The sequence below is a fragment of the Pseudomonas petroselini genome (assembly GCF_045037875.1).
GTDB classification, from domain to species: domain Bacteria; phylum Pseudomonadota; class Gammaproteobacteria; order Pseudomonadales; family Pseudomonadaceae; genus Aquipseudomonas; species Aquipseudomonas petroselini.
On the sequence record NZ_CP173614.1, the window covers coordinates 5,828,769 to 5,846,232 of the forward strand.

A 17,464-nucleotide genomic window follows, 5' to 3' on the forward strand; every position below is an offset into this window, starting at 1 on the left:
GCGGCCTGCAGGACTGTTGCATTTGCTGCAATGAATTGTTGCGCGAAAAGTCGGTTTACTTAGCAAGCTAACAAATCATATAACAAAGGCCTGCGACGACTTGCCGCAGATCCACCAGAGATTGGAGCAAGCAGATGACTGTAAAAGTAACTGAACGCGACGACGAACATATGTCCCACGAAGCATTGGGCCATGGGATTCACATCTGGGATGTACACCAGCAAGACCTGCTGGTCGGCATGTTTCACAATGAGAGCGACGCTCATAATTATAAAAACGAGCTTGAATCGCTTGAGATGAAACGCCAGGCACAAAGCTCCTGAAGCTACCGTGTAGTGAGCGGGCTTGCCCCGCGCTGGGTGGCGAAGCCGCCCCACTAAAAACGCCGCATTCTTTCAGGGAGAATGCGGCGTTTGCGTTTTCGGGGCCGCTTCGCAGCCCAACGCAGGGCAAGCCTGCTCACCACAGGGCAAGCCCGCTCAGCACAATGGGTTGCTAGCGCCTCACCACATCAGATCATCCGGGATCTGGTAGGCGGCGTACGGATCATCCTCGTCCGGCACCTGGCTTTCGGTGAGGATGTTGAGCTGCACGATACGCTCCGGTGCGCGCTCCTGGATCTTCAGCGCCGCTTCGCGCGGGATCACCTCATAGCTGCCACCGTGATGCACGATCGCCAGGGAGCCGTTGCTCAGCTTGTTGCGCATCAGTGTGTTGACCGACAGGCGCTTGACCTTCTTGTCATCCACGAAGTTGTAGTAGTCCTCGGTGGTCAGCTTGGGCAGGCGCGAGGTCTCGATCAGTTGCTTGACCTGCGCCGTACGGGCCTTGGCCTCGGCTTTTTCCTGCTGCTGGCGGTTCAGTTCCTGATCGCGCTTGACCTTCTCGGCATGTGCCTCGGCTGCCAGGCGGGCCTGGGTGTCATCGACCTCGGCCTGGCCTTTGTGAACCAGGCGTTGCTGTTTCTGTTTCTCTTTGCCGACCTGCTTGGCCTGCTTTTGGTTGACCAGACCTGCTTTGAGCAACTGGTCGCGAAGGGAAAGGCTCATGGTGCTTACTCACTTAGGCAACTGCTCAACCGCAGCTGGACACGTTCTTTTCCTGACGTTTGGCTTCGCCCCAGAGGGCATCCAACGTTTCGAGGGTGCAATCTTCTATGGGTTGGTGCGTGTCGCGCAATGCCTGTTCGATAAATCGGAAACGTCGTTCGAACTTGGCATTGGCCCCACGCAGCGCGGTTTCCGGGTCGACCTTGAGGTGACGGGCCAGGTTGACCGCGGCAAACAGCAGGTCACCAACCTCATCGGCAATGGCCGACGGATCGTTATCGGCCATGGCCTCGAGCACTTCATCCAACTCTTCGCGCACGTTATCCACCACCGGCAAGGCAGACGGCCAGTCGAAACCGACCTGGCTGGCGCGCTTTTGCAATTTGGCGGCACGGGACAAGGACGGCAACGCGGTAGGCACATCGTCCAGCAGGGATAGTTGCTCCGGTGCGTCGGACTTTTCCGCGCGCTCCTCGGCCTTGATCTGCTCCCAACGTGCCTTGACCTGCTCTTCGCTCAGGTGCGGGATATCCAGCGGCGCATACAGATCGCCGGTGGGGAACACATGGGGATGGCGACGGATGAGCTTGCGCGTAATGCTGTCGACCACTCCGGCAAATTCGAAGCGCCCTTCCTCCCGTGCCAGCTGGCTGTAATACACCACCTGGAACAACAGGTCGCCCAGCTCGCCTTGCAGGTGATCGAAGTCACCGCGCTCGATGGCGTCGGCGACTTCATAGGCTTCTTCCAACGTGTGCGGGACGATAGTCGCGTAGGTTTGCTTGATGTCCCATGGGCACCCGTATTGCGGGTCGCGCAGGCGGTTCATCAGGTGCAGCAGGTCTTCGAGTGAATACATCGGTCTTTTTCCGCTGAAGATCAAATGTGGGAGGGGGCAAGCCCTCTCCCACATTTATGACCGCATCAAGGGGTGCGGTTGCGCCGGGTTTCAATGATGTTCGGCAACTGGGAAATCCGCCCCAGCAACCGACCCAATGCGTCCAACCCCGGAATCTCGATGGTCAGGGACATCAACGCGGTGTTGTCCTCTTTATTCGAGCGGGTGTTGACCGCCAGCACGTTGATGCGCTCGTTGAGCAGCACTTGCGACACGTCACGCAGCAAGCCGGAACGGTCGTAGGCGCGGATGATGATGTCCACCGGGTAGGTGAGCACCGGTACCGGCCCCCAGCTGACCTGGATGATCCGCTCCGGCTCACGCCCGCCCAGTTGCAGCACCGAGGCGCAGTCCTGGCGGTGAATACTCACGCCACGGCCCTGGGTGATGTAACCGACGATGGCATCGCCCGGCAACGGCTGGCAGCAGCCGGCTATTTGCGTCATCAGGTTGCCCACGCCCTGGATCTGGATATCGCCGCGCTTGCCGGGCTTGTAGCCGGTGGCCTTGCGTGGGATCAGCTCCAGCTGTTCGCTGCCGCGCTCCGGCTCGACCAACTGCTGGGCCAGGTTGACCAGTTGCGCCAGGCGCAAGTCGCCGGCACCCAGCGCGGCAAACATGTCTTCGGCGATCTTCATGTTGGCTTTTTCGGCCAACTTGTCGAAGTCCACCTGAGGCAGGCCCAGGCGTGCCAGTTCGCGTTCAAGCAAGGTTTTACCCGCCGCGACGTTCTGGTCACGCGCCTGCAACTTGAACCAATGGACGATCTTCGCCCGCGCCCGCGACGTGGTGATGTAGCCGAGGTTGGGGTTCAGCCAGTCACGGCTCGGCGTGCCGTGCTTGCTGGTGATGATCTCGACCTGCTCACCGGTCTGCAGGCTGTAGTTGAGCGGCACGATGCGCCCGTTGATCTTGGCGCCCCGGCAGTTGTGACCGATTTCGGTGTGTACGCGGTAGGCAAAATCCAGCGGCGTGGCGCCCTTGGGCAGGTCGATGGCGTGTCCGTCGGGCGTGAAGATATAGACCCGGTCCGGTTCGATATCCACACGCAACTGTTCGGCCAGGCCGCCGATGTCGCCGAGTTCTTCGTGCCATTCCAGCACTTGGCGCAGCCAGGAGATTTTCTCTTCGTACTGGTTGGACCCGGCCTTGACGTCGGTGCCCTTGTAGCGCCAGTGCGCACAGACACCCAGCTCGGCCTCTTCGTGCATGGCGTGCGTGCGGATCTGCACTTCCAGCACCTTGCCCTCGGGGCCGATCACCGCCGTGTGCAAGGAGCGATAGCCGTTTTCCTTGGGGTTGGCGATGTAGTCGTCAAACTCCTTGGGAATGTGCCGCCACAGGGTATGGACGATACCGAGCGCGGTGTAGCAGTCACGCATTTCCGGCACCAGCACACGCACGGCACGCACGTCGTAGATCTGGCTGAAGGCCAGGCCCTTGCGCTGCATTTTGCGCCAGATGGAATAGATGTGTTTGGCGCGACCGCTGATGTCGGCCTCGACGCCGGTGGCCTGCAACTCGGAGCGCAACTGGTTCATCACGTCGGCGATAAAGCGCTCACGGTCGAGCCGCCGCTCGTGCAGCAAGGTGGCAATCTGTTTGTATTGATCGGGTTCGAGGTAGCGGAAGGACAGGTCCTCCAACTCCCATTTGATATGGCCGATACCCAGGCGGTGCGCCAGGGGTGCATAGATGTCGAAGACTTCGCGGGCAACGCGGTTGCGCTTTTCGTCGTCGGCCGTCTTCACCGCCCGGATGGCGCAGGTGCGTTCGGCCAGCTTGATCAGGGCGACACGAACGTCGTCGACCATCGCCACCAGCATCTTGCGCAGGTTCTCGACCTGGCCCTGGGTGCCCAGCACCATGGATTGACGCGGGCTGAGGCTGGCGCTGATCGCGGCCATGCGCAGCACGCCGTCGATCAGCTTGGCCACCACGGTGCCGAAACGCTGGCTGACGATGGGCAACGCGATGTGCCCTTCGCGTACGCCGCGATAAAGTACGGCGGCGATCAGCGAGTCCTGGTCCAGTTTAAGATCGGCGAGGATCTCGGCGATCTCCAAGCCGGTGCGAAAACTTGAAGTGCCTTCGGCCCACAGGTTCTTGGCCGCATTGTCTTGCTGCTCAGACTCACGAGCGAACTCGCAGGCTGCTTTCAAGGCTTCACGGTCCAGTGCCGGGTCGACACTGACGGCATGATCCAGCCATGCCTCGAGATTGATACTGCCGTCGGTGTTGATCGGCTGGTGTGCTCTCACCTGTACCATCTTGCTTACCTTCCCTACGACGCACCTTGGATGCGTCAAAAATCATCGCTGACCTGCTTTACCTTGATAAAGCTTACACACACTCCCTGGCAGGTCGCGGCCTTGGAGAATGCAGGCCAGTCGGATTAAACGGGCATCCTAGCCCGCTTCAAATAACGCCATGGCCTCGACATGCGCGGTTTGCGGAAACATGTCGAGGATCCCGGCACGTTTTAGCCGGTAGCCTTGCTTGACCAACTCAACCGTGTCCCGCGCCAGCGTGGCCGGGTTGCAGGACACATACACCAGACGCTTGGCCTTGAGGGTCGCGAGCTTGCGCACAACCTCCAGGGCACCGTCACGAGGTGGGTCCAAGAGTACCGCAGAAAAGCCCTGTTTGGCCCATTCCGCGTCGGTCAAAGGCTGAGACAAATCGGCCTGAAAAAACTGCGCATTATGCAAATTGTTGCTGACGGCGTTGACGGCCGCCCGGTCCACCATGGTCTGTACGCCTTCCACCGCCACCACTTCCCGCACTTGGCGAGCAAGCGGCAGGGCGAAATTGCCCAGGCCGCAAAACAGGTCCAACACCCGCTCATCGGGTTGGGGCGCCAGCCATTCCAGGGCCTGGGCGACCATCGCCGCGTTGACCCCGGCGTTGACTTGGACGAAGTCTCCAGGCCGGTAAGCCAGTTCCAGATCCCACTGTTCCAATCGGAACCCCAGAACCGCATCGGCGTCGACCGGTTCCGGCTGACCCTCGCCATACAGCCACAGCTGGGCGTCATGGAAGGTGCAGAATTCTTTCAAAATGTGCAGGTCCGCTTCGGACAGCGGCGCCATATGCCGCAGCAACACGGCGATGGACGTCCCACTGAACACTTCGACATGCCCCAGCGCCTGAGGTTTGCTAAGGCGGCGGAGCATGTTGGGCAGACGTTGCATGATCGGTTGCAAGGCCTGTACCAGTACCGGGCAATCGTCAATGGCGACGATGTCCTGGCTGGCCACGGCGCGGAAACCGACATCCAGATGTTTCGCCTTGGCGTCCCAACGCACGGCCACACGGGCGCGGCGACGGTAGCCGAATTCCGGCCCACTCAAGGGTGCGGCCCACTCTTGCGGTTCGACACCGGCCACACGGGACAGTTGCTCGGCGAGCATGCGCTGTTTCAGGGCAAGTTGTTCGGCGTGGGGCAAGTGCTGCACGCTGCAACCGCCGCACCGGCCGAAGTGCGCACACGGCGCCGGACGCCGCAGTTCGCTGGCTTTGAACACCCGTTCGGTGCGCGCCTCGACGATTTTGCCGTGGGTGCCCAGCACCCGCGCTTCCACGTCTTCGCCGGCCAGCGCGCCGTTCACAAACCAGGTGCGGCCTTCAAAGAACACGATGCCGCGGCCGTCATTGGCCAGGCGCTCGATGGTCAAGCGTTGTTTCTTGCCTACCGGAATCTGCGGGGCCCGGCTGCCGCCCGTCGGCTGGAAGCGCAGGCCTCTCTCGTGCTTGGCCATCAGTTGGGTTCGTCGAAAATGCCGGTCGACAAGTAACGGTCGCCTCGGTCACAGATGATCGCGACGATCACCGCGTTTTCCACCTCTTTAGACAAGCGCAACATGCCGGCCACGGCACCACCGGAGGACACACCGCAGAAGATGCCTTCTTCACGGGCCAGGCGGCGCGTGGTGTCTTCGGCTTCACGCTGGGCCATGTCGATGATGCGGTCCACGCGGGTCGCGTTGTAGATCTTCGGCAGATACTCTTCGGGCCAGCGGCGGATGCCCGGGATGGCCGCGCCTTCCATGGGTTGCAGCCCCACGATCTGGATCGCCGGGTTCTGCTCCTTGAGGTAGCGCGAGTTGCCCATGATGGTACCGGTGGTACCCATGGAACTGACGAAATGGGTGATGGTGCCCTGGGTCTGGCGCCAGATTTCCGGACCGGTGGTGGTGTAGTGCGCCTCGGGGTTGTCACCGTTGGCGAACTGATCCAGCACCTGGCCACGGCCTTCGGCGGCCATGCGCTCGGCGAGGTCGCGGGCACCTTCCATGCCCTCTTCCTGGGTCACCAGCACCAGCTCGGCGCCATAGGCGGTCATCGCCGCCTTGCGCTCGGCGCTGCCGTTGTCGGGCATGATCAGCACCATCTTATAACCCTTGATCGCCGCGGCCATGGCCAGCGCGATCCCGGTGTTACCGGAGGTGGCTTCGATCAGGGTGTCGCCGGGCTTGATCTGCCCGCGCAACTCGGCGCGGGTGATCATCGACAGCGCCGGGCGGTCTTTTACCGAACCGGCCGGGTTGTTCCCTTCAAGCTTGAGCAACAGGGTATTGCTGGTTTCACCCGCCATGCGTTGCAAGCGGACCAGGGGGGTGTTGCCGACGCAATCGGCGATTGTAGGGTACTGCAAGGTCATGGCGTATTCGCAATCCAGACTGCGGGGGCGAACATCATACCGGGAAAGGCCGGCGGGCCATATCACGCAAAGTGCGGTGCTTATGGCTTATAGGAATAAGCGAGCGAGGTGGTGGCTGGGCAGACGCTATCGGGAGCAAGCCCCCTCCCACATTCGCGCGCATTCTCATGCTGGAATTCGGTCAACTGTGAGAGGGGGCTTGCCCCCCGATGGCCGCACCTCGACAACCCGCCTAGCCCAAATGTCGATCGCCATGGTTTTTCTGAAAAACCTCCTCCCCCATCGCCGCAATCTGCCCGTCGATCAGCGCCTCAAAGGGTTTGAGCAGCAGCTCGAACGATGCCGGTGCCTCCAGCACCTGCAACGCCTGCACAATGGCCTCAACCGTTGACAGGGCTCCCGGCCCAGGCGCTTTGCGCAGCCGATAACGCGACACAGCGCCCTCGGCCAGCGTCACCCGTGGCAGCGCTGCCAGCAACGGATTGAGGTGCAGCAATTTGCGCGACTTGCGCCAGGTGCCGTCGGGAACCACCAGCAACAGCGGTTGATCCCCAGGCACATAGGCTTGCAGCGGCTGGGCGTCGTCAGCCGGAAACAACAGCCGCGCCTGATAACCAGGCGGGTTCAATAGAGCCGGCAGATCATCAAAGACCTCACCCACTATCAACTGCACATTGTTCAAGCCCAACGCCGCCAACCGCGCGGTATTGAGCGCATGGTTGACCTCGCTCGGGTGCTGCAACAGCAACACGCGGGTGCGGCTGTCGAGGCTGGGGATCAACGCGCACAGGCAATGGGTGGCGGGTCGCAGGCAGCGCGGGCATTGGGGTCTGGACATGGATTATCAGGCCTGGTTGAGCTGGGCTTTGAGCAGATCGCGGAAGGTCTGGATCAACGGTTCACGGCTGCGCCCGCGGCGCATGATCATCGAAAACGGCGCCTGGTAACCGAAGGTGGCCGGCAGCAATACGCGCAAATCCCCCTTGTCGGCCCAGGCCTGGGCGTAGTGCTCAGGCAGGTAGCCGATATAGGCGCCGGACAGCACCAGGATCAACTGAGCCTCCATACTTTCCACGGTCGCCGCGCTGTGTTTGAAACCATGGCGCGCCAGTTCGGCCTGGCTCCAGTAGCCGCGACCGACCATGCGTTGCTGGGTGATCACTTGCTCCGGGATGCGGCGCTCGTTGAACAGCGGGTGCCGGGTGCTGCAATACAACCAGTGCTGCTCGCGGTACAGCGGCATGTAGATCAGCCCGCTCATGCGGTTGGAGAAAGCGCCGATGGCCAGGTCGAGGCGATTGTCCTGCACGCCGAGTTGCAGTTCGTAGGGGCTCATCACCGACAAATGCAGGTGCACCGCCGGGTGCTCCTGGCTGTAGGCGCCGATGACTTCGGCGAACGGCAGCGCCTTATCGCTGACGGTAGAGTCGAGCACCCCGAGCTTGAGGGTGCCGCGCAACTCGCCTTTCAAGGCTGCGGCGTATTGCTCGAAACCTTCCAGTTCGCCCAGTAACCGCAGGGTTTCCTGATGGAACAGCTCGCCTTTGCTGGTCAGGCTGAAACCGCCCCGGCCGCGATGGCACAGCACCAGGCCCAACGCCGATTCCAGTTGGCTCATGTAAGTGCTGATGGCCGACGTGGACAGGTTGAGTTCGTGCTGGGCATTGGCGAATCCCTGGTGCCGCACGACGCTGACGAAGATCCGCAGGAGTTTCAGGTCGGGCAAGGCGTTGGCCATGGGGTCTCCAAGATGATCGGGCTACTTGTAGTGAGCGGGCTTGTCCCGCGCTGGGGGGCGAAGCCGCCCTAAACCCAGGCACCTCGGTCTGTCTGAAACACTGCGGCGTCCTCATTGGGGCGGCTTCGCCCCCCAGCGCGGGGCAAGCCCGCTCACTACAGTCCGGCTGTCGTAGTTTAACCGCTGGTATTAGTTTAGAAAAATCTGAACTAAGTATTTGCCCCTGCCGATTCTTTCGTATCGGTGTATTTCGCAGAATCGGCCCCTAATAAACAAAACAACGATGAGGCACTCCCGTGGACAAGATTTTCCACCAACCACTGGGCGGCAACGAAATGCCGCGCTTTGCCGGCATCGCCACCATGATGCGTCTTCCCCACCTGCAAACGGCCAAGGGCCTGGATGCCGCCTTTATCGGCGTGCCGCTGGACATCGGCACCTCGCTGCGCGCCGGTACCCGATTCGGGCCGCGTGAAATCCGCGCCGAATCCGTCATGATCCGCCCCTACAACATGGCCACCGGTGCCGCACCGTTCGACTCGCTGTCGGTCGCGGACATTGGTGACGTGGCGATCAACACTTTCAACCTGCTGGACGCCGTGCGCATCATCGAAGAGGCCTACGACGAGATCCTCGAGCACAACGTAGTCCCGATGACATTGGGCGGCGACCACACCATCACCCTGCCGATCCTGCGGGCGATCCACAAGAAACACGGCAAGGTCGGGCTGGTGCACATCGATGCCCACGCCGATGTGAACGACCATATGTTCGGCGAGAAAATCGCCCACGGCACCACCTTCCGCCGCGCGGTTGAAGAGGGCTTGCTGGACTGCGACCGTGTGGTGCAGATCGGCCTGCGCGCCCAGGGCTACACCGCCGAAGACTTCAACTGGAGCCGCAAGCAGGGCTTCCGTGTGGTCCAGGCCGAAGAATGCTGGCACCACTCCCTCACGCCGTTGATGGCCGAAGTGCGTGAGAAAGTCGGCGGCGGCCCGGTGTACCTGAGCTTTGATATCGATGGCATCGACCCGGCTTGGGCGCCGGGCACCGGTACGCCGGAAATCGGCGGGCTTACCACCATCCAAGCGATTGAGATCATCCGCGGCTGCCAGGGCCTCGACCTGATTGGTTGCGACCTGGTCGAAGTTTCGCCGCCCTACGACACCACCGGCAACACTTCGCTGCTGGGCGCCAACCTGCTGTACGAAATGCTCTGCGTACTGCCTGGCGTGGCCCATCGCTGATGAGCACCCACGAAGTGCTGCAAGCCGCCGCCGACCTGGTCGCGGCCTTTGCGCGCAATGACCGCGCCGCCTACTTCGGCGCGTTCACCGCCGATGCGAGCTTTGTGTTCTACACCCTCCCCCAGCCACTGCTGAGTCGCGATGCCTACCAGGCGTTGTGGGACAGCTGGCGCCGGGACGAGGGGTTCGAGGTGCTGTCCTGCGCCTCAAGCAACGCCGTGGTCAGCCTGCAGGGTGACGTGGCGATTTTCATGCATGACGTAGCCACCGAGCTGCGCATGAACGGGGAGCAATTTTTTAGCCAGGAACGCGAGACCATTGTCTTCACACGGCAAGGGTCTGGCACACAACAAAAACAAGGCCTGTGGCTGGCCTGTCACGAACATTTGTCCGCTATGCCGGAAGGGCTGCCGCCCCCTTAGCCAATGTGATCGGAGCTGATCATGAATAATAAAAACAACGATAAAAGTATTCGAAAGATAGAAACCAACGGGGTCGAGCAGATCCCGGACCACGAACGTACCGCCGGCCCCAAGGATCTGTTCCGACTGATCTTCGGCGGTGCCAACACCTTTGCCACCGCCGTGCTGGGCTCCTTCCCGGTGTTGTTCGGCTTGTCGTTCCAGGCCGGCGTCTGGGCGATTGTGCTGGGCGTGCTGGTGGGTGCGCTGATCCTGGCGCCCATGGGCCTGTTCGGGCCGATCAACGGCACCAACAACGCGGTGTCTTCCGGTGCGCACTTTGGTGTGCACGGGCGGATTGTCGGCTCGTTTCTCTCACTGCTGACGGCGATTGCCTTCTTCTCACTGTCGGTGTGGAGTTCGGGCGATGCGTTGGTGGGGGGTGCGAAACGTCTGATCGGCCTGCCGGAAACCGACTTGACCCTGGGCCTGGCCTACGGCGTGTTCGCCATTCTCGTACTGACGGTGTGCATCTACGGCTTTCGCTTCATGCTCTGGGTCAACCGCATTGCGGTGTGGGCGGCGAGCCTGTTGTTCCTGTTGGGCATCTTTGCCTTCGCGCCGGCGTTCGACAGCCACTTCGCGGGCACTGTAGCCATGGGCCAGACGGGCTTCTGGGCCGCCTTCATCGGCGCCGCGCTGGTGGCCATGAGCAACCCGATTTCCTTCGGTGCGTTCCTGGGTGACTGGTCGCGCTACATCCCGCGTGAGACGCCGAAAATGCGCATCATGCTGGCAGTGGTGCTGGCGCAAATCGCGACGTTAATCCCTTTCCTGTTTGGCCTGGCCACCGCGACCATCGTCGCGATCAAGGCGCCAGACTACATCGCGGCGAATAACTATGTCGGCGGGTTGCTGGCGGTAGCGCCGACCTGGTTCTTCCTGCCGGTGTGCCTGATCGCGGTGATCGGCGGCATGTCCACCGGCACCACGTCGCTGTATGGCACCGGGCTGGACATGTCCAGCGTGTTCCCGCGCCTGTTGTCACGGGTGAAAGCCACGCTGCTGATCGGGGTGATGTCGATTGCCTTCATCTTTATCGGACGTTTCGCCGCCAACCTGGTGCAAAGCGTGTCGACGTTCGCGGTACTGATCATCACCTGCACCACGCCGTGGATGGTGATGATGATCATCGGCCTGATCGTGCGTCGCGGCTTCTACTGCCCGGATGACCTGCAGGTGTTTACCCGCGGTGAGACCGGCGGGCGCTACTGGTTCAGCCATGGCTGGAACTGGCGCGGGTTGGGGGCGTGGATTCCGAGTGCATTGGTGGGCCTGTGTTTCGTCAATTTGCCGGGGCAGTTTGTGGGACCGCTGGGCAATTTGGCCGATGGCATTGATATCAGCTTGCCGGTGACGCTGGGGTTGGCGTCGGTGGTGTACCTGACCTTGCTGCGGGTGTTTCCGGAACCGGCGGCTGTCTACGGGCCGACCGTTGTGGCGAGGGAGCTTGCTCCCGTTCGACCGCGAAGCTGGAGCCGGCTTTTTTGGGGCCGCTTCGCAGCCCAGCGGGAGCAAGCTCCCTCGCCACAAAAAGCGCCTTCACCACAGCAAGCACGCTCACCACAATAAAAAATAATTGGAGAACCGCCGTCATGGCTTTGGATTTATTCGTCGTACTCATCTACGCCGCCGGCATGCTCGTGCTCGGCTATTACGGCATGCGCCGCGCCAAGACCCACGAAGACTACTTGGTGGCCGGACGCAACCTGGGCCCGTCGCTCTACATGGGCACCATGGCCGCCACGGTATTGGGCGGTGCCTCTACCGTCGGCACCGTGCGCCTGGGCTATGTGCATGGCATCTCCGGCTTCTGGCTGTGTGCCGCGCTGGGCATGGGCATCATTGCGCTCAATCTGTTCCTGGCCAAGCCGCTGTTGAAGCTGAAGATCTTCACCGTGACCCAGGTCCTCGAAAAACGCTACAACCCCATGGCCCGCCAGGCCAGTGCGGTGATCATGCTGGCCTACGCGTTGATGATCGGCGTGACCTCGATCCTGGCCATCGGCACCGTGCTGCAAGTGCTGTTCGGCCTGCCGTTCTGGATCTCGGTGCTACTCGGCGGTGGCGTGGTGGTGGTGTACTCGACCATTGGCGGCATGTGGTCGCTGACCCTCACCGATATCGTGCAGTTCGTGATCAAGACCGTCGGCCTGATGTTTATCCTGCTGCCGATCTGCCTGTACCGCGTCGGCGGCTGGGATGAGCTGGTGGCCAAGCTGCCCGCGTCGAGCTTCAGCTTCACCGCGATCGGCTGGGACACGATCATCACCTACTTCATGATCTACTTCTTCGGCATCCTGATCGGCCAGGATATCTGGCAGCGCGTGTTCACCGCCCGTGACGAAAAGGTCGCCAAGTACGCAGGCACTTTCGCCGGTTTCTACTGCATCCTCTACGGCCTGGCCTGTGCGTTGATCGGTATGGCGGCACACGTGCTGATCCCAGACCTGGATAACGTCAACAACGCGTTTGCCGCTATCGTGAAAGCCTCGCTGCCAGACGGCATTCGTGGCCTGGTGATTGCCGCCGCCCTCGCAGCGATGATGTCCACCGCCAGTGCCGGCCTGCTCGCCGCCTCCACCGTGCTGACTGAAGACCTGTTGCCGCGTTTGCGTGGCGGCAAACAGTCGAGCCTGGCCGTCAACCGCCTGTTTACGATGCTGACCGGCATCGCCGTGCTGGGGATTGCGCTGGTGGTGAGCGATGTGATCAGCGCACTGACGCTGGCCTACAACCTGCTGGTGGGCGGTATGTTGATCCCACTGATTGGCGCGATCTTCTGGAAACGCGCGACCACGGCGGGGGCGATCACCTCCATGACCCTGGGATTCGTGACCGCGCTGGTGTTTATGCTCAAGGATGGGTTGGACGCGAACACGCCGATCTACTACAGCCTGGCCATTGGGCTGGTGAGTTTTGTGCTGGTGAGCGTGTTGTCACGCCGGCCAGAGGGTGTGGCGACCCGCGCGGTTTGATCAACAACAAACGTTAAAGCGGTTTCTTCAGCGGGGGCGACGTCGGATGTCGCACCCGTTTTTTATTCGTCGCCATTGCGCCGCGCCTTCAAACAAATCACCGCAATCCTTGCAGCCAAAATACTGCTCGGTCGCCGGGCACTCAATTTCCCCGGTAGCCCCCGCCCTCACCCGCCAGACGCAGGCCTTTTGCTGATATTTCAGCGTGCCTTCAAGGTAACAAGGGGCCCAGTCAAACTCATCGTGCAGCGTGCGACCATCAATAAGCGCGGCGCGTTTGAAAAAGGACGCTATCTGCCGCTCATCCAGCGCAACGTCACTGGGTCGGCAGCGTTCGGGCTCTTAGGAGTGAAAGCCAGAAATGCGCCCGATAGTACAGCGCCCGCACGGTTCGGCCGCGTGAGCGCTTCAGGGCTTACCTGCGACGTGGGCGACGCTGCTCATCATCGGTGCGAATCGGCACGGGTTGCAACGGCGGCTCGATCAAGCCAAGTGCAACACCCAGATCATGGAGCCAGTTTTGAATTTTCTCTTTCATGGTTGCCCCCTTTGAGGGTAATGCTGGTAGGCGCAAGTTCTTTCGCCTTTTCCTACACTGATAGTAGCCCTAAGTCCTACGTATTGCTTGAACGAAAACACAACGAACTATTACTGAATTGATCCAAATCCTGACGGATCGCTCAAGCAATCGCGCGTGCGTCGTGCAGCGCCTCGGCCCTGTCAGCTTGCTGCAGGTCGATCCATGCGTTGAGGTTAGCGCCGAGCATACCCTTTCGCCACATCAGCCAGGTGGTCGCAGTGGCAAAAGGCCCTGTCAACGGATGAACGGACACACTGTCCTTGCCTGGCAGGCTGTTGAGCATGGACTCGGACATCAACGCCACCCCGGACCCGGCGATCACACAGGCGAGCATGCCTTGGTAGGACTCGATCTCAATCGCCCGCCCCATGGCCACGTGCTCGTGGGAAAACCAGGTTTCCAGCCGCGCGCGGTAGGCGCAACTGCGGCGGAAGGTGAACACCGACCGGCCCGCCACATCTTGCGGCCCGCGTACCGGCGGGTGATCGGCCTCGCAGATCAGCACCAGACGCTCCTCACACAGGGGAACACCGTCCAGGGACGCGATGGTGATAGGACCGTCCACAAAGGCAGCATCGAGGCGACCGGTAATCAAGCCTTCGAGCAGCTCGCCGCTCGGCGCCGATTGCACCTGTAGGTTCACCGTCGGGTAAGCCTTGTGGTAACGCGCCAGCAGCTTCGGTAAATGAACGGCGCCCGTGCTGTACATGCTGCCTAATACAAAGTCGCCAGCCGGTTGCCCACCCTGCACGGCGCTGTGGGCTTCGTCGTGCAGGGCCAGCAGACGGGCGCTGTAGTCCAGCAACACTTTGCCCGCCGGAGAAAGCTGCAGGCGTTGGCGCTCGCGCACGAACAGCTCCACACCGAGCTGTTCCTCCATCTGCTTGAGCCGGGTCGACAGGTTTGACGGCACGCGATGCAGGCGCTCGGCGGCACGGGTAATGGAGCCCTCTTCCGCCACCGCCTGGAAAATGCGCAATTGACTGAATTCCATACATTTCTCCAAAACTGAACAAGTTGCTCACTATTATTCAATTTTACAGAAAGTCAATGCGCTTTAGCCTGAGGGTATTCGCTTATCCGCAGGAAACCTGACCATGTCCCCCTTGATTCGCTTACTTGCCAGTGGTGTCGCCTTGATGATGGCGATGGGCATCGGCCGCTTCGCCCTCACCCCACAAATGCCGCACCTGCTCAGCGAGGGGCAGATCGACCTGACCGGCGCTGGCCTGATCGCCGCCGCCAACTACCTGGGCTACTTTGTCGGGGCGGTGGATTCGATCTTTGCGCGCAGCCATCAGCATGTGCGTGGGCGCTTGTACGGCGGGTTGTGGCTGTGTGTGCTGCTGACCCTGGCGTCGTACTGGGCTCATGGCTTCTGGCCGCATCTGTTGCTGCGCTTTGGTACCGGTGTCGCGAGTGCCTGGGCATTGGTGATGATCACCAGCCTGAGCCAGCCGCTGGCGATTGCCGCCGGGCGTCCGCGCCTGGGCGCATTGGTATTCGCCGGGCCCGGACTGGGGATCCTGCTGACCGGGTTGCTGGCGTTGGGCTCCAACTTGCTGGGGCAAAGCTCGGCAACCTTGTGGTGGGTGTACGGCACAGTGGCGCTGGTGATGTTGTTGGCGATTCTACCGTTCCTGCCCAAGCCTTCTGCCGCCAGTGCCTCGGTTGCCAGCCCTGCGGACGCGGGCAGCAACGGCAGCATTGCGCATTTGTGCTGGATCTATGTGTTGTTCGGCCTTGGCTACATCATCCCGGCGACGTTCCTGTCGCAGATGGCCAGTGCGCAGTTCAAGGGCGCCTGGCAGGCCGATCTGTTCTGGCCGTGCTTTGGCCTGGCAGCCGCGATGGGGGTCGGCGTGGCGACCCTGCGCCGCAAAGATCCGCACACGACTCGCCGCTGGCTGATGACCACCCTATGGCTGCAAGCGGCCGGCGTATTTGCCTGCTTGCTGGGCAATGGCTGGGGCCTGGCATTGGGGGTGTTGCTGTGCGGCGGGCCGTTCCTGGCGTGCATGCAACTCGTGATGGCACGTTTGCGGGACGTCGCGCCCCACGGCTACCAGCGCAGCACCGGGCTGCTGACCGCAAGCTTTGCCATCGGCCAATTGAGCGGCCCTTTGTTGGCATCGGTGAGCAGCCACCTGAGCGGCGGCCTGCAACCGGCGCTGGTAGTCGCCGGTGCAGGCTTGCTGGTGGCGGGTTCGGTGTTGGTCAGCCGGCAACCAAAGGCGCAGGTGCGCGCACCTGTTCACGCCGTGCCAGCACCAGGAAAAACAGCCCACCCAGGAAGCATCCGGTAAACCAGGCGAAGTTGGCCATGCCCTGCAACGCTGGGGTGAAGGTGATCGCAACGCCCGACAGCGTCGCGGGCACCAACGCCTTGACCGCTGTCCAGTTCACGCCACCGTCGAAGTAATAGCGCCCGCTGGGGCTGTCATCAAACAGCGCATCCACATCGATCTTCTGCTTTTTGATCAGGTAGAAATCCACCAACAGGATCCCGAACAGCGGTCCGATAAAGGCCGCGAGGATATCCAGGGTGTAGTGGATCATCAGCGGGTTATTGAACAGGTTCCAAGGTGTAATGAAGATCGATGCCACGGCAGCGATCATCCCGCCTGCGCGCCAGCTGATTTTGCTGGGGGCGACGTTGGCGAAGTCAAACGCCGGGGAGACGAAGTTGGCGACGATATTGATGCCAATGGTCGCAGTGACAAACGCAAAGGCGCCGAGCAATACCGCCACGTTGTTATCGATGCGCGAAACCGTGGCGATCGGGTCGTGGAGCATTTCACCAAACACCGGCAAGGTGCCCGAGACGATCACGACGGTGACCAGGGAAAACGCCAGGAAATTCACCGGCAGCCCCCAGAAATTTCCGCGTCGCACGTCTTTCATACTGCGGCAGTAGCGGCTGAAGTCACCGAAATTCAGGGTCGGCCCAGAGAAATACGACACCACCAGCGCCGTCGCCACGATCACTTGGCCAAACGCCTGCCATCCCGACAGCGACTTCTCCGCCAAGGTAAAGCTGATGTTCGACCAACCGGCCTTCCACACGATCCAGCCGGCCAGGGCAAACATCACCGCATACACCACCGGCCCCGCCCAATCGATAAAACGGCGGATGGACTCCATGCCCGCCCAGAACACCGCCGCTTGCAACAGCCACAGGCTGAGGAAACCAAACCAACCAAGGTAGGAAAGCCCAGCGAAATGCGGCTCTGCGTACACGGCCATCTGTGGGAAGAAACGCAGCACCACGATGATCAAGGCACTCGACGCCAAATACGTCTGAATCCCGTACCAGGCCACCGCGATCAAGCCGCGAATCACCGCAGGAATATTCGCGCCGAACACCCCAAACGCCAACCGACAAATGACGGGGTAAGGCACTGCGGCTTGCTGGCTCGGCTTGGCCACTAGATTAGCGATCAATTGCACAATGCAGATACCGGCGAGCAAGGCGATCAACACCTGCCAACTGGCCAGCCCCAAGGCAAACAGGCTGGCGGCAAACACATAACCGCCGACGCTGTGCACGTCACTCATCCAGAAGGCGAAGATGTTGTACCAGTTCCACTTTTGCGGCAGTGGCCCAAGGTCCTGGTTATACAGGCGCGGGCTGTAGCCTTTGGGCAATTGTTCGGTCATCGCTGGGCTCCTCGAAATACCAGCCTGCACATGCGTCGCGGTGTGCATACGGAAGGCGGCATAGTTTGTATACGAGAGAGTCAGCAGAATACGTGCCAATTGAACGCAATCCCTCTGGCACGGCGCTCCAAAGGGATTGATATGGGTATAGACATGGGACGATGCTCAGCAACGGTGCACCGAAATCCTG

At 61.3% G+C, this 17,464-nt stretch carries 16 protein-coding genes; 6 read left to right on the forward strand and 10 right to left on the reverse strand.

All coding sequences use genetic code 11. The annotated features are described in order from the left end of the window. The first annotated feature begins 134 nt into the window (after positions 1 to 134). On the forward strand, positions 135 to 323 hold the full coding sequence (locus ACI512_RS26835; RefSeq protein ID WP_003175379.1) for a hypothetical protein: 189 nt from the start codon (positions 135 to 137) through the stop codon (positions 321 to 323). 180 nt (positions 324 to 503) lie between these two features. Here ACI512_RS26835 and ACI512_RS26840 read toward each other — a convergent pair whose 3' ends face one another. The 7 genes from ACI512_RS26840 to ACI512_RS26870 all read right to left on the reverse strand — a co-directional run bounded on the left by ACI512_RS26840 (position 504) and on the right by ACI512_RS26870 (position 8,348). After that, positions 504 to 1,049 (reverse strand): DUF2058 domain-containing protein, encoded by a 546-nt coding sequence (locus ACI512_RS26840; RefSeq protein ID WP_003230516.1) that lies wholly within the window; start codon positions 1,047 to 1,049, stop codon positions 504 to 506. A gap of 25 nt (positions 1,050 to 1,074) precedes the next feature. Beyond that, the gene (mazG, locus tag ACI512_RS26845; protein ID WP_015885251.1) at positions 1,075 to 1,908 is read right to left on the reverse strand and encodes a nucleoside triphosphate pyrophosphohydrolase; all 834 of its coding nucleotides are present in this window, start codon (positions 1,906 to 1,908) and stop codon (positions 1,075 to 1,077) included. Positions 1,909 to 1,973: 65 nt separating this feature from the next. Then, a complete protein-coding gene (relA, locus tag ACI512_RS26850) occupies positions 1,974 to 4,217 on the reverse strand; it encodes a GTP diphosphokinase (RefSeq protein ID WP_015885252.1) in 2,244 nt (747 codons plus the stop codon). Between the two features lie 138 nt (positions 4,218 to 4,355). Next, positions 4,356 to 5,708, reverse strand: coding sequence for a 23S rRNA (uracil(1939)-C(5))-methyltransferase RlmD (gene rlmD, locus ACI512_RS26855; RefSeq protein ID WP_236380165.1), 1,353 nt, complete (start codon positions 5,706 to 5,708; stop codon positions 4,356 to 4,358). Continuing rightward, positions 5,708 to 6,610 carry a cysteine synthase CysM gene (cysM, locus tag ACI512_RS26860; protein WP_015885254.1) on the reverse strand — a complete coding sequence of 301 codons (903 nt, stop codon included), beginning with the start codon at positions 6,608 to 6,610 and terminating at the stop codon, positions 5,708 to 5,710. The genes rlmD and cysM overlap by 1 nt, the downstream gene beginning before the upstream one ends. 232 nt (positions 6,611 to 6,842) lie before the next feature. Continuing rightward, complete coding sequence (locus tag ACI512_RS26865; protein WP_236380164.1) at positions 6,843 to 7,448, reverse strand: tRNA-uridine aminocarboxypropyltransferase; 606 nt, start codon at positions 7,446 to 7,448, stop codon at positions 6,843 to 6,845. A 6-nt stretch (positions 7,449 to 7,454) separates the two neighbouring features. Next, positions 7,455 to 8,348 carry a LysR family transcriptional regulator gene (locus ACI512_RS26870; RefSeq protein ID WP_049712094.1) on the reverse strand — a complete coding sequence of 298 codons (894 nt, stop codon included), beginning with the start codon at positions 8,346 to 8,348 and terminating at the stop codon, positions 7,455 to 7,457. Between the two features lie 296 nt (positions 8,349 to 8,644). Here ACI512_RS26870 and speB point away from each other — a divergent pair, with 296 nt between their 5' ends. From speB to ACI512_RS26890, 4 genes are read left to right on the forward strand one after another with little or no spacing between them, the layout of a single operon-like run. Continuing rightward, a complete protein-coding gene (speB, locus tag ACI512_RS26875; protein WP_236380163.1) occupies positions 8,645 to 9,595 on the forward strand; it encodes an agmatinase in 951 nt (316 codons plus the stop codon). Next, a complete protein-coding gene (locus ACI512_RS26880; RefSeq protein WP_236380162.1) occupies positions 9,595 to 10,017 on the forward strand; it encodes a nuclear transport factor 2 family protein in 423 nt (140 codons plus the stop codon). Before speB ends, ACI512_RS26880 begins: the two co-directional genes overlap by 1 nt. Positions 10,018 to 10,038: 21 nt before the next feature. Continuing rightward, a complete protein-coding gene (locus ACI512_RS26885; protein WP_236380161.1) occupies positions 10,039 to 11,628 on the forward strand; it encodes a cytosine permease in 1,590 nt (529 codons plus the stop codon). A gap of 23 nt (positions 11,629 to 11,651) precedes the next feature. Then, positions 11,652 to 13,034, forward strand: coding sequence for a sodium:solute symporter (locus tag ACI512_RS26890; protein ID WP_064052699.1), 1,383 nt, complete (start codon positions 11,652 to 11,654; stop codon positions 13,032 to 13,034). Positions 13,035 to 13,449: 415 nt separating this feature from the next. Here the strand turns inward: ACI512_RS26890 and ACI512_RS26895 are convergent, their stop codons facing one another. Both ACI512_RS26895 and ACI512_RS26900 read right to left on the reverse strand, forming a co-directional pair. Then, a complete protein-coding gene (locus tag ACI512_RS26895) occupies positions 13,450 to 13,572 on the reverse strand; it encodes a PA1414 family protein (protein ID WP_003193089.1) in 123 nt (40 codons plus the stop codon). Between the two features lie 142 nt (positions 13,573 to 13,714). Continuing rightward, a complete protein-coding gene (locus ACI512_RS26900; RefSeq protein WP_236380158.1) occupies positions 13,715 to 14,608 on the reverse strand; it encodes a putrescine utilization regulator PtrR in 894 nt (297 codons plus the stop codon). Between the two features lie 103 nt (positions 14,609 to 14,711). Between ACI512_RS26900 and ACI512_RS26905 the strand changes: the two genes are divergently transcribed. Further along, positions 14,712 to 15,920 carry an MFS transporter gene (locus ACI512_RS26905; protein WP_405121430.1) on the forward strand — a complete coding sequence of 403 codons (1,209 nt, stop codon included), beginning with the start codon at positions 14,712 to 14,714 and terminating at the stop codon, positions 15,918 to 15,920. Here ACI512_RS26905 and ACI512_RS26910 read toward each other — a convergent pair. Beyond that, positions 15,832 to 17,274: an NCS1 family nucleobase:cation symporter-1 gene (locus ACI512_RS26910; RefSeq protein WP_405121431.1), complete on the reverse strand. Its 1,443-nt coding sequence runs from the start codon at positions 17,272 to 17,274 to the stop codon at positions 15,832 to 15,834. The genes ACI512_RS26905 and ACI512_RS26910 overlap by 89 nt on opposite strands. Positions 17,275 to 17,464: the final 190 nt, after the last annotated feature.